Here is a 23,169-nt window from a genome sequence, read left to right on the forward strand (position 1 = left end):
CAGTTTGGTAAAGTTTTTCGTCTTCCCCTTCGTGACCAGCAGCGGCCATCCAGTTTGCAGACAGTTTAATGTGTTTACGTTTGGTAATTTGCGCCGCTGCTAAGTTAGTCAGGGCTTCGCCTACTGCCATACGACCAGATGCAGGCGCATCTAACAAGGCCACTGGAGTACGTTCCCCCATGGTCATGGCTTCACCCGTGTAGCTTTCTAGGGACGAGGTAGTTACCGCTACGTCGGCCACTGGAACCTGCCAAGGCCCTACCAACTGATCACGCGCCACCATACCCGTTATAGAACGGTCACCGATGGTAATTAGGAAATTTTTACTCGCCACCGTTGGCAAACTAAGAACACGCTTAGCAGCATCAGCGAGATCCACATTTTCAGCGGTAAAGTCATCACCAGAAATAATAGCTTTTTTCGCTTCACGATGCATTTTGGGTGGCTTGCCAAACAACACAGACATTGGCAAATCAACAGGCTTGTTGTTGAAATGAGGATCGGCCACTTCAAGGTGCATCTCTTCTTTTGCATCACCAACAATGGCAAACGGACAACGTTCACGCTCACAAATTGCCGTGAACTCTTCAATACGGTCTGGAGAAACGGCCATAACGTAGCGTTCTTGCGATTCGTTACACCAGATTTCCAGTGGCGACATGCCAGGCTCATCATTGAGAACCTTGCGCAAATCAAAGTTACCACCGCGCTCGCCGTCTTTTACCAATTCAGGTAAAGCATTCGATAAACCGCCCGCACCCACGTCATGGATAAAGCTAATTGGGTTCTTGTCGCCCAACTGCCAGCAGCGGTCGATCACTTCCTGACAACGACGCTCCATTTCTGGGTTGCCACGCTGTACAGAAGCAAAATCAAGATCTTCGTTACCATCAGCAGACGCCATGGAAGAGGCCGCACCGCCACCAAGACCGATCAACATCGCAGGACCACCAAGTACGATTAACTTAGCGCCCACTTTGATCTCTTGTTTTTCCACGTGATCACGACGGATATTACCAATACCACCAGCTAACATGATGGGCTTATGGTAACCACGCACTTCTTCTTGGGAAGGACCTTGGATTTTTTGCTCGAAAGTACGGAAGTAACCCAATAAGTTCGGACGACCAAATTCGTTATTAAACGCCGCACCACCTATCGGCCCTTCAATCATGATATCCAACGGTGTCACGATACGAGAAGGTTTGCCGTATTGGCTCTCCCATGGCTGTTCAAAACCAGGAATTTTTAGGTCTGACACAGTGTAACCGCTCAAACCTGCCTTTGGCTTGGCTCCTATACCTGTTGCACCCTCGTCACGAATCTCACCACCAGAACCGGTTGCCGCACCTGAGAAAGGGGCAATGGCCGTTGGGTGGTTATGAGTTTCAACTTTCATCAATATATCGATGTTTTCTTGGCTAAAGTCGTATTCGCGAGTCTCTGGTGATGGAAAGAAGCGTCCACCAAAATGGCCTTCCATTACAGCAGCGTTGTCTTTATAAGCAGACAAAGTACCATCTGGATTATGCTCGTGGGTATTCTTGATCATCTTAAACAAAGAGCGCTCTTGCTCTTCGCCATCAATCGTCCAAGACGCATTGAAGATCTTATGACGGCAATGCTCAGAGTTCGCTTGCGCAAACATCATCAGCTCTACATCGATTGGGTTACGACCCAACTCAATGAAAGATTCAACAAGGTAGTCAATTTCGTCTTCAGCAAGGGCAAGACCCAGCGTTTGGTTTGCCTCAACCAACGCCGCACGACCACCACCTAATACATCAACACTTGTCATCGGCGCAGGCTCTGCATGAGAGAACATGATCGCAGCGTCGCCTAATGCCGGAAGCACGCTTTCAGTCATGCGGTCATGCAACATGGCAGACAACAAGTCCAGTTCTTCTAGCGTTAAGGGCTGAGAACTATGGATAAAGTATTCCACGCCTCGTTCGACGCGAGATACGGCCGCAAGGCCACAGTTATGAAGAATATCGGTTGCTTTCGATGACCAAGGTGAAATCGTTCCTAAACGCGGAACCACTAGTACACTTTGATCAGATGAACTGACTTGGGAGGATTTAGGACCGTAGGCCAAAGCACGTTGTAGAACAGTTTCCTGCTCTGCCGTTAGCGTTTGATTATCAGCCAGCTCCACGAAATGGAGAAATTGCGCATCGACATCTGTGACAGACGGGATAGATGCTTGCATATTGGCTAATAACTTTGCCTTGCGAAACGCCGATAGCGCTGCGGAACCATGCAGAGTTAGCATGTTGAGTATTGCCTCACTTGGTAGTTTTGGGGAAATGGTGTGGGTATTTTAAATCAATGAAGCAAATAGAGGCTAGCAGAGTATGAAATTTCTACACCAAATGACGGAATTAATCGCCTAAATAGCCTCTTTTTGCCTGTTCCTTGAGCTTCTTTTTCTGCTCACGGCGGTATTGAAAGAATTGAGTCAGTTGTGCAGACGCTGTTTCGGCTAAGATCCCAGACTCAACTTTCACCTTATGATTGAGAAACACTGCCTGAAAAAAATACCCCTGACTTTCAACAACACCACTTTTCGGTTCCGTCGCCGCATAAACGACTCGATCGATACGGGCATGTACGATCGCACCCGCACACATGGAACAAGGCTCCAACGTCACATACAAAGTCGCGCCAGGAAGCCGATAATTATTCATCCGCTTACACGCATCACGAATCGCCTGAATCTCCGCGTGTGCGGTTGGGTCACAACATGAAATAGGAGAATTATAACCTTCACCAATGATTTCACCGTTAAGGACTACAATCGCCCCGACTGGAATTTCACTCTCTGATGCGGCTTTATCAGCCAATATGATGGCTCGCTCCATCCATTCTTGGTCTGTCATGTTTGATCTTCCTCAAGGCAGCACTATTACCTTAAATACATAATTGCCTTTAATAGGCAATCCACTCTACACTCAGCACTACTGTCAAAATAAACGCTGAAATAGAACAAGGAGATTCAGTCATGCGCACAGTGGCCGACCTGATGATTACCCATTTAATTACGTTAAGAGAAAACGATTCTTTAGCGAAAGCCAAAGCATTGATGCAAGAAAAAAACATTAGAAACATCCCCATCGTCAATGACTCGGGAGAATGTGTCGGCATGCTGACACAGCGTGAGTACCTACGCCATGCATTTCACTTAGTTAGCCAGTTTGGCACTCAACAACTGTCTAAAAAAGAGCAACAAACCCCCATAGCCAATGCCATGAACAAAGACATACTCACTGTAAGCCCTGAAACAGGTTTGGACATGGCCGCCGAATTCTTCATCGAAAACAAATATGGTTGTCTACCCGTTACTCAAGACAACAAATTGATCGGCATTCTTACGCCTGTCGACTTTGTCAAACTGGCGCATAAAATGCTGACCGAGTCGGCCTAAGCAGGCATCGCTTGTTTATTAGAGTCAGAGGAAGCGGATTGCGCCTCTTTCTCTACTCTCACATTCATCGCCTGTAAGCCAAAATCCGTGCTGGATAACTCGTAACTAACCGGCTGGCCTTTTCTTAATGTTTTATGTCCATCACAAGCGATTGATTTGTAGTGAACAAAAACATCGCTACCTTCTTCTCGTTTAATAAAACCTATTCCTTTGGCATCATTAAACCACTTAACCTTTCCTGTTAATCGCTCCATAACCATCGCCTCTTTTTTTATTTTTATTTAAAGTAAGCGCAAGGTCGAAAGTCAACATGGACTTTCGACCTCTCTGAGTTTACAAAGATGCAATACGGATCTTTTGCTCTTCTAATTTACTAACCGCCAGTTGCAAATCATCACACTTAGCACGTTCTTTCTCGACCACTTCTATTGGTGCCTTAGCCACAAAGCTGTCGTTTGAAAGCTTACCCTGTATACGCTCAAGGTCTTTTGTTGCCTTATCGATTTCTTTTTGCAGACGAGCTATTTCAGCGCCTTTATCGATCAAACCAGCCATGGGGACAAGCACTTCCATATCACCCACCAGGGCGGTTGCTGACATCGGCGCTTCATCACCCACATTTAGCCAAGTCACGGATTCTAGTTTTGCCAACGTTTGTAAGAAAGGACGGTTGGCATCCAAGCGTGTCTTGTCTTGATCAGAACCATTACGGAACAAAATAGCCAAGGGTTTAGAAGGAGAAATATTCATTTCTCCACGAATATTACGAATGCCTTCAATAACGCCTTTTAACCATTCAACATCCGCTTCGGCTTGTACGTCTATTTTTGCCTCATCGGCTGAAGGGTATTTACCCAGCATCACAGTCTCGCCTTCTATGCCAGCAAGAGGGGCAACACGCTGCCAAATTTCTTCGGTCAAAAATGGCATCATCGGATGAGCAAGACGTAAAAAAGCTTCCAATACACGAACCAAAGTACGACGCGTACCCGTCAATTGCGCGGCCGTCGCGTTTTCGTCCCACAGTACCGGCTTAGATAACTCCAAATACCAATCACAGTATTCGTGCCACATAAATTCATACAATGCTTGAGAAGCCAAATCAAAACGATGTGTATCAAAAGCACGATTAACCGCGTCCTCAGCACGCTGCAGGCGAGAAATAATCCACTTATCAGCCAAAGACAATTCAACCTCTGCGCCATGCTGACCGCAATCTTGATCTTCTGTATTCATCAAGACATAACGCGTTGCGTTCCAAATCTTGTTACAGAAATTGCGATACCCTTCCAGACGATTAAGATCAAATTTAATGTCTCGACCACCGGACGCCAACGAGCAAAGCGTAAAACGCAATGCATCGGTACCGTAAGCTTGAATGCCCTCTGGGTAAGTTTCGCGAGTATTCTTCTCAACTTTTTCAGCCAAACGAGGCTGCATCATGCCAGAAGTACGCTTCGCCACTAAAGACTCAATATCAATACCATTGATCAAATCCAATGGATCGATTACGTTGCCTTTGGATTTAGACATTTTATCGCCACGTTCATCACGGATTAACCCCGTAATATAGACGGTTTTGAAAGGTACTTTATTGGTAAACTTCAACGTCATCATAATCATTCTGGCTACCCAGAAGAAAATAATGTCAAAGCCTGTTACTAATACATCGGATTCACTGAATTCTTTAAAATCTTGCGTTTCTTCTGGCCAACCTTGCGTTGCAAAGGTCCAAAGAGCGGATGAGAACCATGTATCTAGTACGTCCTCATCTTGAGTCAATTTAAGCTCTGCTGCCAAACCATATTTGGCTCGAACCTCATCTTCACTCTTACCAACATAATGTTTGCCATCAGCATCGTACCAAGCAGGGATTTGATGCCCCCACCAAAGTTGACGAGAAATACACCAATCCTGAAGATCACGCATCCAAGCAAAGTAGGTGTTTTCCCACTGCTTAGGCACAAATTGAATGTCACCATTCTCAACGGCTTCAATCGCTGGTTTAGCCAATGACTCGACTGCCACATACCACTGCTGAGTCAAATATGGTTCGATCACGGTGTTACCACGTTCACCACGTGGCACTTTTAACTTGTGATCAACCACTTTCTCAAGCAAACCAAGCGCATCAAAGTCAGCAACAACCGCTTTGCGAGCATCAAAACGATCCATACCACGGTATTTTTCTGGTGCGGTATCATTAATAGCCGCATCGTCAGTCAAAATATTGATCAATGGCATGTCGTGGCGTTTGCCAACTTCATAGTCATTAAAATCATGGGCTGGGGTAATTTTCACACAGCCAGTACCAAACTCTTTGTCTACGTATTCATCGGCGACAATCGGGATACGACGACCAACCAATGGCAACTCAACAAACTTACCAACAATATCCGCAAAGCGCTCATCATCCGGCGCCACGGCCACCGCAGCATCACCAAACATAGTTTCAGGGCGCGTTGTCGCCACAACAATATAATCTTTCCCGTCGGCCGTTTTCACGCCGTCCGCCAATGGATAGCGGAAATACCACATGAAGCCATTTTCTTCTTCAGAAACCACTTCAAGATCAGAGATGGCCGTGTGCAGAACCGGATCCCAGTTTACTAGGCGCTGACCACGATAAATAATGCCTTCATCAAATAAACGCACAAACACTTCTTGAACCGCCGCAGACATACCAGGGTCCATTGTGAAGCGTTCTTTTTCCCAAGCAACTGAGTCACCTAAGACACGCATTTGGTCTGAAATCGTACCGCCAGATTGCGCTTTCCATTCCCATACTTTTTCAAGGAATTTCTCACGCCCCAAATCATGACGGGTAATATTTTGAGCGGCTAACTGACGCTCAACCACCATTTGAGTGGCAATACCAGCATGATCAGAACCTGGCTGCCACAATGTGCGACTGCCTTTCATACGTTCACGACGAATCATTGCATCCATTAAGGTATGCTGAAAAGCATGCCCCATGTGTAAACTGCCAGTGACGTTTGGCGGAGGTATCATGATAGAGAATGGAGAACCGTTGCCTTGAGGGGAAAAATATCCGCCCTCTTCCCAACGTTGATAAATAGGCTGTTCAATACTTTGAGGTTGGTAGGTCTTTTCCATTATGATGTCTTAAGGCTCTTATGTAGCAATCAATTGTAAGTTGAAGAATTATAGCGTGTCATAACCAGATAAAGAATAACACGTGGAGAATTAAGCCGTCTGCCGACGTGTTACACGACTGTTGTTTTGCATTACTCTTTTTTTGTTTCAGCTGCGTCCTGCAATGCCTGCATCACTTCCGATACCAACTCAGGCAAACGCCGCTCGAGCACGCTAGCAATGGTTTTAGCGATTAACGCTTGTGATAACGGCGATTCATCTACGATATCGTTGAGTGTAAGCACATCATCCATATCGTCATCATGCGTGCCCTCTGCGGAATCGCTAGAAAAGTCATGATCTTCAAGCAAGTCTTTCTCAGACTGCATACCATACTCTTCAGGCTCATCAAGTGGTTGCGCTGAATGTACTGACTTGTCCGAAGACACAGGCACTGTTTCCGCAACAATGTCCATCAGAATAGGAATGTCATCTTGATTGCGCAAAGCAGAGATCAAGGTTTCTTCATCTGGCTCAAAAACACCGTCATCATATTGAGTGGCTAAATCTGACATAGGAAAAACCAATATTAAGAAAGCAAAATACAACGGCCAAGCAAGCAAGACCACTTAACCTATCATTTATAACCCTCAACTTTCGCACTGAAGAACACAAAAGTCTACCCCAATGGATAAAAGCTAGTCATCAATATCGCTAGGATAAAAATAACACTTTAATCCAATTCATCTTCCTCTGCGCTAGAACGCGATTGAACCATTGCCATAAAAAAAGCAGGGACAAATAATTGTACCTGCTTTTGTACGTCACTGTTTTAAAATGACGGTAGAAGCTTAGGATTTCGCCAGCAAATAACGCGTTAACAACGCAACAGGGCGACCACTTGCCCCTTTGGCTGCACCACCCGTCCACGCAGTACCTGCAATGTCCAAATGCGCCCAAGGGTAAGATCCTGCAAAACGGGACAAGAAACACGCCGCCGTAACAGAACCGGCTTCAGGTCCACCAATGTTAGCGATATCTGCAAAGTTGCTATCAAGCTGTTGTTGATACTCTTCGTCTAACGGCATTTGCCAAATTTTGTCCGCAGCAACATGACTGGCTGCCTTCAACTCAACCGCCAGATCATCATTGTTCGCGTACATGCCTGAATTCACACCACCCAAAGCCACCACACAAGCGCCCGTAAGTGTCGCAATATCAACCACTGATTTAGGCTTGAAGCGCTCAATATAAGTCAAAGCATCACAAAGCACCAAACGGCCTTCAGCATCGGTATTCAAAATCTCTACCGTCTGACCAGACATGGTTTTCACAATATCGCCAGGCTTAGTAGCACGGCCACTAGGCATATTCTCCGCCGCCGCAATCACCGCTGTAAAGTTCAGCTTTGGTTTTAACTCACAAATCGCTTTCATCGTACCGAAAACACTTGCGGCACCGCACATGTCATATTTCATTTCATCCATTTTTGGACCAGGCTTCAAGGAAATACCGCCAGTATCAAAAGTAATACCTTTCCCTAGAAGAACATGAGGTGCCTCGTCTTCTGCACCACCGCGATAGTTCATCACGATCAAATAACTCGGCTGATCACTACCATGCCCCACGGACAACAAGCAATGCATGCCTAGTTCATCCATTTTGCTTTCATCTAGCAACTCAACACCGATACTGTATTCTTCACCTAACTGCTGCGCTTTAGACGCTAAATAACTTGGTGTACAAACGTTACCAGGCAAATTGCCAAGTTGACGAGCAAAAGCCGAACCTTTCGCCGTCGCCGTACCAATAGCCAAAGCCGCTTCATCGCTACCCTCTAACAATAGCGACTCAACTTTTGTTGTTTTCTCAGCATCATCTTTCTTAAAGCCAAGGAAGTTGTAAAAACCTTCATTCAACCACTGGGCAACCAGCGTCAATACATCAGACTGAGAGCGATTTTTTAACACAAGCCCAGCACTGGCAACAGCAACCGATGCGAATGGTAAACCTTTAATTTGTGCCGCTACCGCTGCCACCACTTTACGAGCTTGCATATCGCTCAGCTGAGCGTCTTTACCAATCCCCACTAATAGCACAGCTTGCGCAAAGTCTTGTGACACACCTGGCAATAATAGCGTTTGCGCTACACCACCTTTAAAGACACCCGTTTCGCGTAATTGTGAAACTTGCCCATTAGCATTCTCATCAATCCAAGCGGTTGACTCAGGAAAGTCACCCTCACTTGGAACAAATGTAACAAGCAAATCCGCTTGTACGGTAGATAAGCGATCAAATAACGCCATATTCATGAAAAAAACCTCAATAAAATAACTTTAAGACGGTGGTGCAAGACGAAAATTGAACAAATATACGATAAAAACGCCACTATAATCTGCGTTAATACGCTATTTTTCAGACTATCATCATTCTTCTATCTAAGAACAGCGTCGTCATGCAAAGGCCTCACTTTAAAAAAAACTGGATAATAACCTTCTTACCACGAGATAATGGGGGCTTTAGATATGTAATCAACTCTACGCTCAATAAAGCAGAATCCATCCAGAGGTGACTTTGAGACTATTCAGATACTTAGCGAAAGAAGTGCTTGTGTCAACCATTGGCGTGACGCTTATTTTATTGCTCGTTATTCTAAGTGGACGAATTTCCAACTACTTGGGCCGCATAGCCGAAGGAAAAATGACCTTCGAATTTCTATTCGTTATTCTTGGTTATCATGTGCCGAGTTTCGTTCAGATGATCCTACCTCTCGCGTTTTTCCTATCTTTGTTATTGGCATTCGGACGCCTGTACATAGAAAATGAAATGTCCGTTTTATTTTCTAGCGGCATTAGCAAAGTCAAATTGGCAGGCTACACACTTGGCATTGCCTGCATCATCGGAGCCGTTAGTGCCACCATTAACTTTTGGATAGCACCTTTAAGTGAATACCGCGCTGCTGAAGCCTCCGAGGCACAGAATCAATTGTCTGCTTTCGATTTTTTGATACCCGGCCGCTTTGAGGGTAGCGGACAGCGCACCACTTATCTCGATAGCTTCACGCCAGACGAAGGATGGATGAAACAAATTTTCATTTCGGACGTCGTTCGTAAAAAAGACCAGAACATTCCTACACAAACCTTGGCGGCTTATGCAGAACAAATACGCATTAGCTCTGAAGGTAATCAAACCTATCTTGTGTTTAAAGACGGCACCCGATATGAAGGCAAACCTGGTACAGCTAATTATCGCATCACCTACTTCGATACCTACGCCATTCGCATGGAAAACCAAGGCAGTAATGTCATTGATGACCCTTATACACGAAGCACCCTAGCACTAATAAAAAGTCAAAAACTGGCAGACAAAGTTGAACTCCAATGGCGCACTTCATTGGTTGTTATGATCCCTATTCTTGCCATCATTGGGCTTTCGTTAAGCCAAGTAAACCCAAGACAAGGGCGCTTCTTCAAGATGTTACCCGCCATTCTTTTAATGATACTGTATATCGCCCTTCTCATTTGGGGACGCACGGCACTAGAAAAAGGCAAACTCCCCATTCAGCTTGGTCTGTGGTGGATACACGGCCTATTCATGCTCGTCGCAGCGCTGCTTTTCGCACAATACAACCAAGTCTTTGAACGCCGCAAAGCCAGACTCCCTAACATAGCGGATGCAAAAAACGAGTAATTGATATGAATAGAATAGATAGATACATTGGCAACAGCGTTTTATGGGGCTTCTTGATTGTTGCGGTTGTTCTGCTTGGGTTGGATTTTGCACTCACTTTTATAGAGCAAATTAAAAAAGTCAACGACAACTACACACTGCAATCTTTATTGCAAGTTATCGTGTATCGTTTACCTGGCAAACTCGCAGAATACATTCCGATCGCTTCCCTTATCGGCACCTTAATGGGATTAGGCACTCTTGCCGCGACCTCTGAATTGACCGTTATGCGGGCAGCAGGCATGCCAATTTGGCGTATTGGTTTTGCCGCTTGCCAACCTATCTTACTCGTTTCCTTATTAGGCATGGGGATTTCAGAGTTTGTTGCACCAACCGCTGAACAAAAAGCCAATTTGATTGAAAAATTCAAAGACCAAGAAACTGGCACGTTCTCACTCAGCGGTGGCGTGTGGCTAAAAGCCGACAATAACTTCGTCTATATCGATGCGGCCGATGACACAGGAACACTGTATGGGATAGAGATTTTCGCCCCAAATCAACAACAAGGACTGCAGCAACTGGCCTACACTAAAAGCGCCACCACAGCAAAACACATACAAGGATCAACCTGGCAGCTTAATGACGTAACAGAAACCGTCTTTTTTCCCGACCGTATCGAAACCCAAAGCACCCCACATGCTGAGTGGAACGTTAGCATCACACCAGAAAATTTATTTTTGGCATCACAAGACCCAGAAACACTGTCTCTTAGCCAATTATTGAATTATCAAACTTACCTGCACCAAGAAAAACTCGACGCGTCACAATACGAACTGGAATTTTGGATCACCACCTTACGCCCTGCAGCCTCCTTAGCACTGGTGCTGGTAGCACTTTCTAGCGTCTTTGGCCCTCTTCGATCCTCCACGATGGGCGGACGGATTTTTTCGGGCGTGATCATAGGTTTAGCCTTTCAAAATGCACTGAACTTATTTGGAAGAATGAGTGTTGCGGTCAGTTTTCCGCCCATTATAGGTGTCAGCATACCGATTATTATCTGTTTATTAGCTGGCATTATACTCGTAAGACGTAGAGGCTAACCCTACGTCTTACCGCAACATCAAGAGACAATAAAGCGCGCAATTCTCGCGAGCGCCTCTTGCAACCTAGACTCGTCACAAGTGTAAGCAAACCGCACATATTTATGAGCGTCCTTGATGCCGAAATCAGCCCCCGGTGTGAGTGCCACCTTTTCTGTTTCCAACAAGGCCAAACACCAAGCCATCGCATCTTGTGTTACTCCAGACACATCAACATACACATAAAAAGCCCCGTGAGCTGGCGCGACAACAGGCAGCCCTATTGCTTTTAATCCGGCCAGCAAAACGAGACGTCTAGCGTTTAAGATTTGGCGACGCTCTTCACACTCAGCCAATACATCGGGTTCAAATGCACGAATCGCTGCATACTGAGACACGCTTGGTGCAGCAATGAATAGGTTTTGCGCCAACTTTGTCGCCCCCTCAATCGCCCAGTCAGGAACAACCAACCACCCAAGCCGCCACCCTGTCATGGCAAAATATTTTGAGAAACTGTTCACAACAAAAATATCGTCTGAAATAGACAAGGCCGTGAAGTCGTCGCCTTCATAAACCAATCCTTGATAAATTTCATCGACCAGCAAATGGCCACCCAACTCATTCACTTTTGTCCACGCATCCGAAAGATAGGATTGACTGAGTACCGCACCAGTTGGATTAGAAGGCGAAGCAAGCCAAAGCCCTGCTGTATTCAACCCCCAATGCTGACCTAACGTACTCAAATCCATTTCAAAACCATCTTCGGGCGTTGTTTCGACCAACTTGGCTTTTGCACCAGACTGGATCAAAAAATGACGATTACATGGATAACATGGATCTGGCATCAACACGTCTTCCCCAGCATTCACCATCAGCGAGGCCATCAATAATAAAGCGCCAGACGCACCAGGCGTAACAATGATTCGTTCTGGCGCGACGCTAACCCGATAGCGGCTACTATAATAGTCACTAATTGCGCACTTAAGTTCTGGCAACCCAGTAGCTGAGGTATAACCCGTCTTACCCTGCTTAATAGCCGCGATACCGGCATCAGCAACGGCTTCTACGGCAACAAAATCAGGCTCACCAATCTCAAGGTGGATTACATCCTCGCCTTGCGATTGCAACTGTTTCGCTCTAGCCAATACCGCCATTACCTGAAAGGGTGCAATTTGCTCAACCCTTGCTGCTAACTTATGCCTTTCCATCCAGCTTTCTCTACCTTTCTCTACCTGTTTCAAAAATATCGCGACATTTTACGCAAAAAATGTGGTTAACGAGCACATTATCTGGTAAGTTTCCGCCCGAAAATAAATCACCTAATTTTATTGGTTACAGGCTACCACAATGGAAACCTGCGAAGTGAGGCAATGCGTATGCCAAATATGAACCCTGAGTCATTAATGAAAGACTTCACTCCTTATGTTGCTAAGGATGGCGAAGAATACATGAACGAGAACCAGTTGGCGCACTTTAAAAGCATCCTACTCAACTGGAAACAAAATCTGATGGAAGAGGTTGATCGTACTGTTCACCATCTGAAAGAAGAAGCTGTGAATTATGCCGATCCAAACGACCGAGCGAGCCAAGAGGAAGAGTTTAGCCTAGAACTTCGCGCACGTGATCGTGAACGTAAACTGGTTAAAAAGATCTCTCAAACGATCGAGTTAATTGATAACGACGATTATGGCTATTGCGAAGAGTGTGGCATTGAAATCGGCATTCGCCGCTTAGAAGCTCGCCCAACAGCGACTATGTGTATTGATTGCAAGACACTCGCGGAAATTAAAGAGAGACAAATCGGCGGCTAACGCTAAGTACTTGAGAACAGTGCCTAATTACGCCAATACCCTTATGCCTCTCTATCGTGGCCGTTTTGCACCTTCGCCAACCGGTCCACTCCATTTTGGCTCGCTAGTCAGCGCATTAGCGAGCTATTTGGATGCCAAAAAAACCGTGGATCATGGGTTATTCGCCTTGAAGACGTGGACGGCACACGCTGCAAAACAGAATTTGCCGAACAGATTGTACATACCCTTCACAGCTACCAGCTTTTTTCCGATCAAGACATTCGAATACAAAGCCAGCATAGCGACATCTACGAACATTATTTATCAGTACTAAAACAACATGGACATGTTTTTCCATGCAATTGCACCAGACAATCTCTCGCTCAAAATGATGGCAACCATCCACTCGAGTGTGCAAGTACTACCAAAGAACCACACTCATGGCGACTAAAAACCAGTGCAACTATTTATCAATGCCAAGATCTCATCCAGAACACCCTCATTTTTACTGACGACCTTAAATACCCACCAGTACTGAAACGAAAAGATGGTTTTTTCTCCTATCAGCTGGCCGTCGTGGTTGACGATCACCTACAAAATATTACCCACCTTGTCAGAGGTGCAGATTTAATCGAGACCACCGCCCAACAACTTCACCTTTATCATCTCTTTGGCTGGACACCACCAAATGTCTGTCACATTCCACTTATCACCAATCACTTTGGTGATAAAATCAGCAAACAAAACCATGCTAAACCCATTGAAAATGGTCACTTACCCACCTTATTACGGGCACTCCACTACCTCAACATTGACCTAGCAAACCCTTCCTCGATCGCAGAAGCTCTATCACTGTCCATACAAGCCTGGAACCCCGAAAAATTAAGGGGAATTAAAGAACTTCCATTGCAGGAGCAAGACCTACATTTCATCTAAGTAGCGGTCAGCATAATCCATCAATTTAAGAAAAGGCACTCTCGACCAAAAAGTTCGCATGTGTATAATCGTTACAACAGTTACAAGAGGTGACACTCAATGCACAGCATAATGATCATTTGCCCTGACCATTCCCCACTTAAAGAATCCGAAAAATGGTTATCTCGCTATGGCTTCCAAGTTAATACCAGCCAATCCTTAGAGCAGGCAAAAAAATATTATGAGCTATCAGAATTTAATCTTCTGCTTATCGATCAAGAAGCCATTCAACACCTAAACAGCCATACAGAACTGCCCAACCAACCTCGTCGTATTGTACTTGATACCAAAGCCAGTCTAAGCACAGGTGTTAATAGCATGGCACAAGGGGCGGTTTTCTATCTGCCGCTACCAACTGACTCAGAGACACTTCTCAAACATGTCGTAAACGTACTTGAACAAGATGATGCTCCAAACATAACGCCATCCGCTCAAACACCCCCCAACCAGCAAATCACAAAAGAAGAGGCGCTAACCTTAGGCACACCAGGCAGCGGCATTATTGGCCAGTCCCCATTAATGCAAGACTTGTTTAGTGACATGCGTAAAATTGCTGGCACCGATGTGACCGTATTGATTCGCGGGGAGTCTGGAACAGGTAAAGAACTGGTCGCCAAAGCGCTACACAATCTCAGCCGCCGCCACAACCATCCTATCATCAGTGTAAACTGTGCCGCCATTCCAGAAAACCTAATAGAATCAGAGCTTTTTGGTCATGAAAAAGGGGCGTTCACAGGCGCAAACTCATCCCATGACGGTTTAATTTACGCTGCTGATAAGGGCACGCTCTTTCTCGATGAAATTGGTGAATTACCTCTCGAGGCCCAAGCAAGACTGTTGCGCGTTCTTCAGGAGGGTGAAATTCGAAAAGTCGGTGCAACACAATCGACCAAGGTCAATATTCGATTAATTACCGCCACACATAGAGATTTAATCGCCATGGTCAAACAAGGGCTATTCCGCGAGGATTTATACTACCGACTCTATGTGATGGAGCTGTTGTTACCACCACTAAGAGATAGAGGCGATGACATCTCCATGCTGGCTCAAATTCTTCTTGAGAAAGCCTGTCAGAAGCACAACAAGCCCATTTACAGCTACAACCGAACATTCGATAAAGCCATCCGCGCACATAATTGGCCAGGTAATGTGCGCGAACTAGAAAATGCCATTGAAAGAGCTGTTATTCTTAGTCCACTAGAACGGGTCGAAGCCGCTAATTTAAAACTCGCTAGCCAGCAAAACACTAGCCACACTACAGATTCAGCAGCAAGCAATGCCCATTTGCCCAAAGGAACAACGCTCGACGATTATTTTAAGCATTTCGTACTAACGCACCAACACAAGATGACTGAAACCCAACTTGCACATTCTTTGGGCATATCAAGAAAAAGCTTATGGGAAAGACGACAAAAACTAGCAATACCCAAAAAAGTAACAACATAAAGGTAACACTTGATACCAAAATACCCAAAAAATATTCAAAAAACTGTAAAGAAAATGAACAGAAACACACTAAAACTCAATGAAATCAGCACTTTATTATTTTTGGCACAACAAATGCCTTATATATGACACAACGATAAGAAGATTGACCAAGAATAAAAATAAGTTAATCGTCGTATGTAAGTTCTTAAAAATAAAAATAACAACTAAGAACACCGTGACCTCTTCAAATAAAAATAAAAATTTGAGGTCATGGATGGAAAATCGCTTTGGATAATTGATTTTTTTAGATATACAAGCCTTCGGGCAATGAAAACAATGCAACAATAAAAATAAAACTTGAGTAGAACTGCAGAAGCAGCACCCACTTTGTTTTCGGAACTAGTATCTTCATGTATCCAAAGCGATTATTTTATTTACTCATCAGTAAATAAGTAATAGTCATATAAATACCTACCCTTTTCAACATATCAAAATCACCTAAATACAACCTTTATTCGTGTAACTTTACTTTATCACGTGTAGAATGCCCTTTTCGTTAACTTTAAAATTTGTTGTCCAATGCTTACAGGATTAAAATCTCTGGTACGTAAAGCTACCTCACTGTTTGCCTCACCAAAGGCACAGACTTACCCTATTGTCATACCTCGTAGCGATCACAGCTTATCTCGACAAGACTTGAGCCCCAATGCTGTTAAAGTATTGTATCGCTTAAACAAAGCTGGCTACGATGCTTACCTTGTCGGTGGCTGTGTACGAGATCATTTAATTGGCATAGAGCCAAAAGACTTCGATGTGGTCACTAACGCCACACCAGAGCAAGTACACAATATTTTCTCTAATTCCAGACTGATCGGTCGCCGCTTTAAACTAGTCCACGTGACATTTGGCCGAGAAATCATTGAAGTTTCCACCTTTAGAGCAAATTCAGCACAAGATGACGATGATGACGACACACCAACCACGTCATTGAAAGGCAAAGATTCGGCTCGTTCAGCTCATGGTATTGTACTGCGTGACAACGTCTACGGCAGTATCGAAGAAGATGCTGAGCGCCGTGATTTCACCTTTAACGCCTTGTATTACAATGTCCAAGACTTCAGTATTCATGACTTCTGTGGCGGTCTAAAAGACATCGAACTCAGACAAATTCGAATCATCGGAGATGCACGCCAACGTTATCAAGAAGACCCCGTTCGGATGCTGCGCGCGATTCGATTTGCTGGTAAATTAGGCTTTGAGATCGAAGCTGAAACTGCAGCACCAATCAAAGAAATGGCACACCTACTGGATCACATTCCGCCAGCACGTTTATTTGAAGAAGTATTAAAGCTTCTAGGCAGTGGTAATGGCATTGAAACGTTCCACCTATTACGCCAATACGGTTTATTTCGTTACTTATTTCCCGATACTGACGCCTTGTTACAAAGCGGCTGGAAACGTAATGATATCGATCCAGAAGCCTTTATACTTCAGGGCTTAAAAAACACCGACGACAGAATCCAGAGTGGAAAAACCACTGCGCCATATTTTTTATACGCTGTCCTATTGTGGCCAAGCGTGACATTGCGTCATGAAGAATTCCAAGCGCAAGGCATGCCAGCCACACCGGCATTGCATCAAGCAGCCAATATGGTGTTAGACAATCAAGTCGCTTCGACCGCCATTCCGCGTCGATTCTCCACACCAATGCGTGAAATCTGGGATATGCAATATCGTCTTCCCAAACGCTATGGCAAACGTGCCTTTCTACTGCTTGAGCACCCACGCTTTCGTGCCAGTTTTGACTTTTTGCTCATACGCGAATTAAGTGGAACAGAGCTAGATGGATTGGGCGATTGGTGGGAAAAATTCCAGCACGGCACAGAAAGCCAACAGAGAGAATTGATTAAAAGCATTGATAACTTTGCTAACGATAAAGAAGGCCCTAAAAAACGCCGCCCTCGTCGTCGTAAGAAAAGTAACGCACCACAAAGAGAAACATTTGACGAGTAAGAGGATGCCTCTTGATACACGCTTATATTGGACTCGGCAGCAATCTTGACAACCCAGTGGCGCAACTTGATCGCGCCATTGATACCTTAAAGAAACACGACGATGTAAAAAATCTTCGTGTTTCTTCTATTTATGGCAGCAAACCAGTTGGTCCACAAGACCAACCTGATTATGTTAATGCCGTCGCCGCCTTCGACACCGACCTATCCCCTATTGATTTACTCGATTTATTGCAAAGTATTGAGCAATCACAGCGTCGAGTAAGAGAACGGCATTGGGGACCGCGCACCTTAGACCTAGATCTGTTATTGTACGGACAAGAAACAATACAGCTACCAAGACTCACCGTGCCGCATACTTTCATGCTAGAACGAGGGTTTGTTATAAAGCCGCTTAGCGACCTAGCGCCTGATATGCTTTTAGCAAATGGCAAAACCGTTACCGAGCATTTACAGCAAATTGATACCAGCGATTTGGTCTTTATCAAAGAAGAATAAATTATGTATTCAGATAACTCACAAAGAAAACTCACCAAACCAGTTACCTTATCCACGCTCAAAAAAATGAAAGCCGATAAGGAAAAAATCACCTGCCTAACCAGCTACGACGCTTCATTTACTAATGTCATGAACGTGGCCGGTGTGGAAACCATTTTGGTTGGGGATTCTTTAGGCATGGTCATACAAGGCCAAGACAGCACCTTACCCGTTACCATCGAAGACATGTGCTATCACACTGCTGCCGTAAAGCGAGGCAATACCAATGCCTTCATTCTGTCTGACATGTCCTTCATGAGCTACAGCAAACCAGAACAAGCACTCGATAACGCCGCTAAATTGATGCAAGCTGGCGCCAACATGGTCAAATTAGAAGGTGGCAGCTGGCTCGCCGACACCGTAAAACTACTTAGCCAACGAGGTATTCCCGTTTGCGCACATTTAGGCCTAACCCCTCAATCCGTGCATAAATTTGGCGGCTATAAAGTACAAGGTAAAAGCCAAGACGCAGCCGACTTATTACTGCAAGAGTCGCTAGACCTTGTGGCGGCAGGGGCGGATATTCTCCTCTATGAATGCATCCCAACAGAATTGGGCAAAACACTGACAGAAGCCGTTCCTGTGCCAACAATCGGTATTGGCGCTGGGCATCATACAGATGGCCAAGTATTGGTGATGCACGATATGCTTGGCATCAACCTCGGCCATACACCAAAATTCGTCAAAAACTTCTTAACCGACGGTCGCAACGTGACGCAAGCCTTTGAAGCCTACGTAAAAGAAGTAAAAGACATGACCTTTCCAGGACCAGAGCACGGATTCAAATAATGCAAACATTCCATACTATCGCTGAACTTCGTGCCGCGCTAAAAATTGAGCGCCTACAAGACAAGAGTATCACCTTCGTCCCAACCATGGGCAACCTACACGATGGCCACATGTCACTGATACGTCGGGCAACAGAAGAAGGTGACGTCGTTGTTTCTTCCATCTTCGTTAACCCAATGCAATTCTCAGCCAACGAAGATTTAGAGCGCTACCCAAAAACACTAGAAGAAGACAAAAGGGTCCTTGAGGCCAACGGTTGTCACTACTTGTTCGCACCAGACGCCTTAGAAATGTACCCAGATGGCAAACGCAGCCAGACACAGATCGAAGTCATGGGCTTATCTGACATTCTATGTGGTGCATCACGCCCAGGTCACTTTGTTGGCGTTGCCACCGTGGTAACAAAATTGTTTAATATTGTTCAACCAGACTGTGCAATCTTTGGTAATAAAGATTTTCAGCAACTTAAAGTCATTGAAGATATGGTACGCGACTTAAGCTCAAACGTGCGCATCATAGGCGTTGATACAGCTCGTAATGACGATGGACTCGCCATGAGTCTCACGCAACGGCTACCTAACACAAGAAGAAAGACGCATTGCACCGACGATGTACCAAACACTGCTATGGGCGAAAGAGGCGCTTATAGCAAACAGTGCGAGTCACGAGGACATTCGCGAACAAGCTCAACAGAAGCTTGAAGCGGCTGGTTTCCGTCGTGATTATTTTGAGATTCGCGCACAAGATAATTTACAAACACCATCAGAGGAAGAGAAACGCCTAGTCATTTTGGCTGCGGCACACTTAGGCAGTGCACGCTTGATTGATAATTTGCGTGTAGAGCTATAACTTTGATTTCTAGGGAGATTGTAATGGGCTTCACCCACAGAATTAACTGCTTGGCAGAAATTAATAGAACACAAACAAGACATGGCATCTGTAAATATGAAATCCTTGTTTGAAGCAGATCCCAAACGTGCCGAAAAATACACCGCACAAGCCGCTGGCTGGACATTGGATTACGCAAAAAATCGTGCCAATGACAAAACGCTAGCGCTACTAACGGATCTAGCAAAAGAAGCAGGGCTAGAAAGTGCTATTAAAGGCATGTTCAGCGGTGCGCATATTAACAACACCGAAGATCGCTCTGTCTTACACATCGCTCTACGTGCTAGCCAAGCGCAAGAAACGCTGATGGTAGATGGTATCAACGTCTTAGCTGAAGTACGTACAACACTTAAACAAATGGAAACATTTGTTACTCAACTACACAGTGGTGAATGGAAAGGCTACACAGGCAAAGCAATTACCGACATAGTTTCCATTGGTATTGGTGGCTCTTATCTTGGCCCAAAAGTGGTTGCAGAAGCGCTAACGCCATATAAAAAAGACGGCATCAAAGTGCACTTCGTTGCCAATATTGATGGTTCAGACATCAACGGCAAACTAAATCAAGTGAACCCTGAAACCACGGTATTTGTTATCTCATCTAAAACCTTTGGCACATTAGAAACACTGTCTAACGCAAATGCCGCGCGCGATTGGTTCCTAAGTAATGGCGGCTCACAAAATGACGTCAGCAAACACTTCGCAGCCGTAAGCTCCAATGTGAAAAAAGCTGTAGACTTTGGCATGGATAAAGAAAACATCTTCCCAATGTGGGATTGGGTTGGCGGACGTTACTCATTGTGGTCTGCGATTGGCTTGCCTGTTGCCATTGCCGTGGGCATGGACAACTTCTACGCCTTACTAGACGGCGCTCACAAAATGGACGAGCACTTCCGCACCGCGCCATTTGAAGAAAACCTGCCGGTAATCATGGGCGCCCTTGGCGTGTGGTACATCAACTTCCACAACGCACAAACTCACGCCTTAATTCCTTACGACCATTACCTACGTGCCATGCCTGCTCATATTCAGCAGCTCGACATGGAAAGTAACGGTAAAGCCAACCTATTGAATGGCGATGGCGTCACAACCGACACAGGCCCTATCATTTGGGGCGGTGCTGGCACCAACGGTCAGCATGCTTACCATCAGCTATTACACCAAGGCACACGTCTGGTTCCTGTGGACTTCATTGCACCACTGACCAGTCACAACCCAATTGGCGAACACCACACTCACTTGATTGCTAACTGCCTAAGCCAATCACAAGCCTTAATGGTCGGCAAAACCTTAGAGCAAGCCAAGCAAGAATTGCGTGACGCAGGTGCCAGTGGCAGAGCAAGTGGAGGCCGTAGCGCCACACAAAGTGATTCAAGGCAACCGCCCTAGTAATACTCTATTTACCGATAAGATGACCCCTGCCACTGTCGGCGCTCTCATTGCACTGTATGAGCATCGCACCTTCGTGCAAGGCACCATCTGGGGAATTAACTCATTCGACCAATGGGGTGTAGAGCTAGGCAAAGTATTGGGAACCGACATCTACAATCGCCTTGTTAGCGACAGCGACAACAGCGCACTGGATGCTTCTACTCAAGCACTGATCAACGCGTTCAAGAAAGCTCAGGCTTAACTAAAAAAAGAGCAGCTTAGACTTTTTGACATTGAACTAAAAACACCAGCCTCGGCTGGTGTTTTTGTTTTCTCTGTTCCCTCCCCTTCTCTTCAAGGGGTTAGGGAGGGGTTATTAAACTGTAAGTCGCGCCTTCAGGCCGACACAAAACAACTCACATGACACCATCATCAGCCCAACACAGACTTTTGTACATAACACCAAGCCAAGCGGCGTTTCTCTTCACTTTTCAATTCTAGGTAAGGCCGGCTACCTCATCGAAACGCCGATTGGGTTGATGAAAGTAATTATCGAGCAGCGAACTAAAATAAAAAAACTAATAGTGATATCGTAACTGCGCTATCAAAATTGCATCATCTTGATATTTATAAACAATTCGATGCTCATCATTGATACGACGAGACCAATAACCAGCAAGGCCATGCTTTAAAGGTTCTGGTTTGCCAACCCCTTCATAAGGCTCTCGCTGAATATCTTTGATTAGTAAGTTTATCCGCTTTAATACTTTCTTATCTGTGCTCTGCCAGTAAAGATACTGATCCCAAGCTGCGGTTGAAAAAGTGAGCCTCACTCGATTAACTCTCTTTCAACGCCCTTACCCGCTTCCAGTTCAGCAATAGACTCCAACAAGACTCTGGCATTCGCTGGCGAACGCAGCAAATAGGTAGTTTCTTGCATGGACTCATAATCTTCTAACGACATCATCACAACTGGGCTCTCGCTTTTACGCGTGATGATCACTGGCGAATGATCGTCACAAACCTTAGCCATTGTCTTAGCCAAGTTAGCTCGGGCTGTTGTATAACTGATAGCATCCATCATTTTTTCCTGTACTTAATTCTGTACCACTGAGTATAAAGTAAACACCCAAAGTAAATCAACAACTAACCCGTAAGCTGTAATTAATAGAACAACACTAATTAGAAGCAATCAGGATCAGATAGAAATTAACTCTGCTGCCTCTTTCAACTGCCCGTGTTGTATCAAAAAATACCATCAAGACACAACGCCTGATTTTTCAATGCTATCTTTTCACTTAATCAATTGGACAAAGAACGTTAGAAAAGATACAAAAACCACCAGAGCAATAAACGAATTCAAGAAGGAGCGTAGAGGATTAAAATGGTAGATTTTACAAATGGTAAATGGATTTTCGAGCCAAAATTAAGTAAGGTGAGTCTAGACTCAGTCTCTATAACAACTGAGTCGAACACGGATCTCTGGCAACGCAGTTACTATGGATTTCGTAATGATAATGCTCCCGCATTACAGATTGAATCTGATGAAAACTTCACCTTTACCGCAAAAGCCAGTTTTACTTACCAAACTCAATTTGATCAATGTGGTCTTATTATCTATCTCGATAGTGAAAATTGGTTCAAAGCCTCAATTGAATACGAAAACCAAGCATTTTCAAGACTTGGAAGTGTCGTAACGAATTTTGGCTACTCAGATTGGGCCACATCAGATATCCCTCTACCAAAAGAAATCTGGTATCGCTTAAGCCGCCGAGGGGCAGACTTTCTGATTGAATCATCATTTGATGGTATTGTTTTCAATCAAATGCGCGTATTTCATTTGCATCAGCTTGGTGAGACAACAGTCGAAATGGGCAAATGCAACCCGCCACAACCCGCAGAGAAATCGGTAAAATTTGGTGTATATGCGTGCAGCCCTCAGAATTCATCTTTTACCGCTACATTCACCGACATGAGTTTAGAGCCTTGTAAATGGCTAGCCCACTACGCCTAAAGCCAACGTCAAAGGTGAAATTTGGCTAATCAGGATATTGCCAACTGTCTTTCATCATGTGAGCCGATTAAGCGAATTATTCGGCTCACATGGG

The 23,169-nt window shown here is 44.9% G+C and carries 19 protein-coding genes and 2 pseudogenes (1 of these 21 only partly in view); 12 read left to right on the top strand and 9 right to left on the bottom strand.

What is annotated here, in order from left to right:
* Together purL and tadA are read right to left on the bottom strand one after the other, a co-directional pair.
* Nucleotides 1-2,275: the 5' portion of a phosphoribosylformylglycinamidine synthase gene (gene purL / locus AC0L6V_RS14955; RefSeq protein ID WP_265217966.1), read on the bottom strand. Its footprint begins 1,625 nt before the window's first position; only the first 2,275 of its 3,900 coding nucleotides appear in the window; it begins with the start codon at nucleotides 2,273-2,275; its stop codon lies off the left edge, out of view.
* 109 nt (nucleotides 2,276-2,384) lie between these two features.
* Complete coding sequence (gene tadA / locus AC0L6V_RS14960; protein WP_265217967.1) at nucleotides 2,385-2,882, bottom strand: tRNA adenosine(34) deaminase TadA; 498 nt, start codon at nucleotides 2,880-2,882, stop codon at nucleotides 2,385-2,387.
* Between the two features lie 122 nt (nucleotides 2,883-3,004).
* On the opposite strand from tadA, the gene AC0L6V_RS14965 reads away from it, so the two are divergent.
* A complete protein-coding gene (locus AC0L6V_RS14965) occupies nucleotides 3,005-3,427 on the top strand; it encodes a CBS domain-containing protein (RefSeq protein WP_265217968.1) in 423 nt (140 codons plus the stop codon).
* On the opposite strand, the gene AC0L6V_RS14970 is transcribed toward AC0L6V_RS14965, so the two are convergent.
* The 4 genes from AC0L6V_RS14970 to AC0L6V_RS14985 form a co-directional block, all read right to left on the bottom strand.
* Entirely contained in the window at nucleotides 3,424-3,681 is a 258-nt protein-coding gene (locus AC0L6V_RS14970) for a cold-shock protein (protein WP_265217969.1), read from the bottom strand. The two genes, AC0L6V_RS14965 and AC0L6V_RS14970, sit on opposite strands and share 4 nt — an antisense overlap.
* Before the next feature lie 79 nt (nucleotides 3,682-3,760).
* On the bottom strand, nucleotides 3,761-6,544 hold the full coding sequence (locus AC0L6V_RS14975; RefSeq protein WP_265217970.1) for a valine--tRNA ligase: 2,784 nt from the start codon (nucleotides 6,542-6,544) through the stop codon (nucleotides 3,761-3,763).
* A gap of 131 nt (nucleotides 6,545-6,675) precedes the next feature.
* The gene (locus AC0L6V_RS14980) at nucleotides 6,676-7,098 is read right to left on the bottom strand and encodes a hypothetical protein (protein ID WP_265217971.1); all 423 of its coding nucleotides are present in this window, start codon (nucleotides 7,096-7,098) and stop codon (nucleotides 6,676-6,678) included.
* A gap of 276 nt (nucleotides 7,099-7,374) precedes the next feature.
* Entirely contained in the window at nucleotides 7,375-8,835 is a 1,461-nt protein-coding gene (locus AC0L6V_RS14985; protein ID WP_265217972.1) for a leucyl aminopeptidase, read from the bottom strand.
* Nucleotides 8,836-9,091: 256 nt separating this feature from the next.
* On the opposite strand from AC0L6V_RS14985, the gene lptF reads away from it, so the two are divergent.
* Complete coding sequence (gene lptF / locus AC0L6V_RS14990) at nucleotides 9,092-10,213, top strand: LPS export ABC transporter permease LptF (protein WP_265217973.1); 1,122 nt, start codon at nucleotides 9,092-9,094, stop codon at nucleotides 10,211-10,213.
* Nucleotides 10,214-10,218: 5 nt separating this feature from the next.
* Nucleotides 10,219-11,292 (top strand): LPS export ABC transporter permease LptG, encoded by a 1,074-nt coding sequence (gene lptG, locus AC0L6V_RS14995; RefSeq protein WP_265217974.1) that lies wholly within the window; start codon nucleotides 10,219-10,221, stop codon nucleotides 11,290-11,292.
* A gap of 20 nt (nucleotides 11,293-11,312) precedes the next feature.
* Here the strand turns inward: lptG and AC0L6V_RS15000 are convergent, their stop codons facing one another.
* Entirely contained in the window at nucleotides 11,313-12,479 is a 1,167-nt protein-coding gene (locus tag AC0L6V_RS15000; protein ID WP_265218187.1) for an aminotransferase class I/II-fold pyridoxal phosphate-dependent enzyme, read from the bottom strand.
* A gap of 168 nt (nucleotides 12,480-12,647) precedes the next feature.
* On the opposite strand from AC0L6V_RS15000, the gene dksA reads away from it, so the two are divergent.
* From dksA to pgi, 8 genes and pseudogenes are all read left to right on the top strand, one after another.
* Entirely contained in the window at nucleotides 12,648-13,082 is a 435-nt protein-coding gene (dksA, locus tag AC0L6V_RS15005) for an RNA polymerase-binding protein DksA (protein ID WP_111606847.1), read from the top strand.
* Nucleotides 13,083-13,256: 174 nt separating this feature from the next.
* A complete protein-coding gene (locus tag AC0L6V_RS15010) occupies nucleotides 13,257-13,997 on the top strand; it encodes a glutamate--tRNA ligase family protein (protein WP_346433229.1) in 741 nt (246 codons plus the stop codon).
* 99 nt (nucleotides 13,998-14,096) lie between these two features.
* Nucleotides 14,097-15,482: a sigma-54-dependent transcriptional regulator gene (locus AC0L6V_RS15015; protein WP_265217975.1), complete on the top strand. Its 1,386-nt coding sequence runs from the start codon at nucleotides 14,097-14,099 to the stop codon at nucleotides 15,480-15,482.
* Between the two features lie 561 nt (nucleotides 15,483-16,043).
* Nucleotides 16,044-17,477: a polynucleotide adenylyltransferase PcnB gene (pcnB, locus tag AC0L6V_RS15020; protein WP_409418728.1), complete on the top strand. Its 1,434-nt coding sequence runs from the start codon at nucleotides 16,044-16,046 to the stop codon at nucleotides 17,475-17,477.
* Nucleotides 17,478-17,491: 14 nt separating this feature from the next.
* Entirely contained in the window at nucleotides 17,492-17,974 is a 483-nt protein-coding gene (gene folK / locus AC0L6V_RS15025; RefSeq protein ID WP_265218188.1) for a 2-amino-4-hydroxy-6-hydroxymethyldihydropteridine diphosphokinase, read from the top strand.
* A 3-nt stretch (nucleotides 17,975-17,977) separates the two neighbouring features.
* A complete protein-coding gene (gene panB / locus AC0L6V_RS15030) occupies nucleotides 17,978-18,802 on the top strand; it encodes a 3-methyl-2-oxobutanoate hydroxymethyltransferase (RefSeq protein ID WP_265217977.1) in 825 nt (274 codons plus the stop codon).
* Nucleotides 18,802-19,651: pseudogene (gene panC, locus AC0L6V_RS15035) on the top strand (pantoate--beta-alanine ligase). The gene panB and the pseudogene panC overlap by 1 nt, the downstream one beginning before the upstream one ends.
* Nucleotides 19,652-19,732: 81 nt before the next feature.
* Nucleotides 19,733-21,323: pseudogene (gene pgi / locus AC0L6V_RS15040) on the top strand (glucose-6-phosphate isomerase).
* A 316-nt stretch (nucleotides 21,324-21,639) separates the two neighbouring features.
* On the opposite strand, the gene AC0L6V_RS15045 reads toward pgi, so the two are convergent.
* Together AC0L6V_RS15045 and AC0L6V_RS15050 are read right to left on the bottom strand one after the other, a co-directional pair.
* A complete protein-coding gene (locus AC0L6V_RS15045; RefSeq protein ID WP_265217978.1) occupies nucleotides 21,640-21,894 on the bottom strand; it encodes a Txe/YoeB family addiction module toxin in 255 nt (84 codons plus the stop codon).
* The gene (locus tag AC0L6V_RS15050; protein WP_072842339.1) at nucleotides 21,891-22,142 is read right to left on the bottom strand and encodes a type II toxin-antitoxin system Phd/YefM family antitoxin; all 252 of its coding nucleotides are present in this window, start codon (nucleotides 22,140-22,142) and stop codon (nucleotides 21,891-21,893) included. Before AC0L6V_RS15050 ends, AC0L6V_RS15045 begins: the two co-directional genes overlap by 4 nt.
* A 303-nt stretch (nucleotides 22,143-22,445) precedes the next feature.
* On the opposite strand from AC0L6V_RS15050, the gene AC0L6V_RS15055 reads away from it, so the two are divergent.
* Nucleotides 22,446-23,075 carry a DUF1349 domain-containing protein gene (locus tag AC0L6V_RS15055; protein ID WP_265217979.1) on the top strand — a complete coding sequence of 210 codons (630 nt, stop codon included), beginning with the start codon at nucleotides 22,446-22,448 and terminating at the stop codon, nucleotides 23,073-23,075.
* Nucleotides 23,076-23,169: the final 94 nt, after the last annotated feature.

It is taken from the genome of Marinomonas sp. G8-14 (assembly GCF_055808935.1).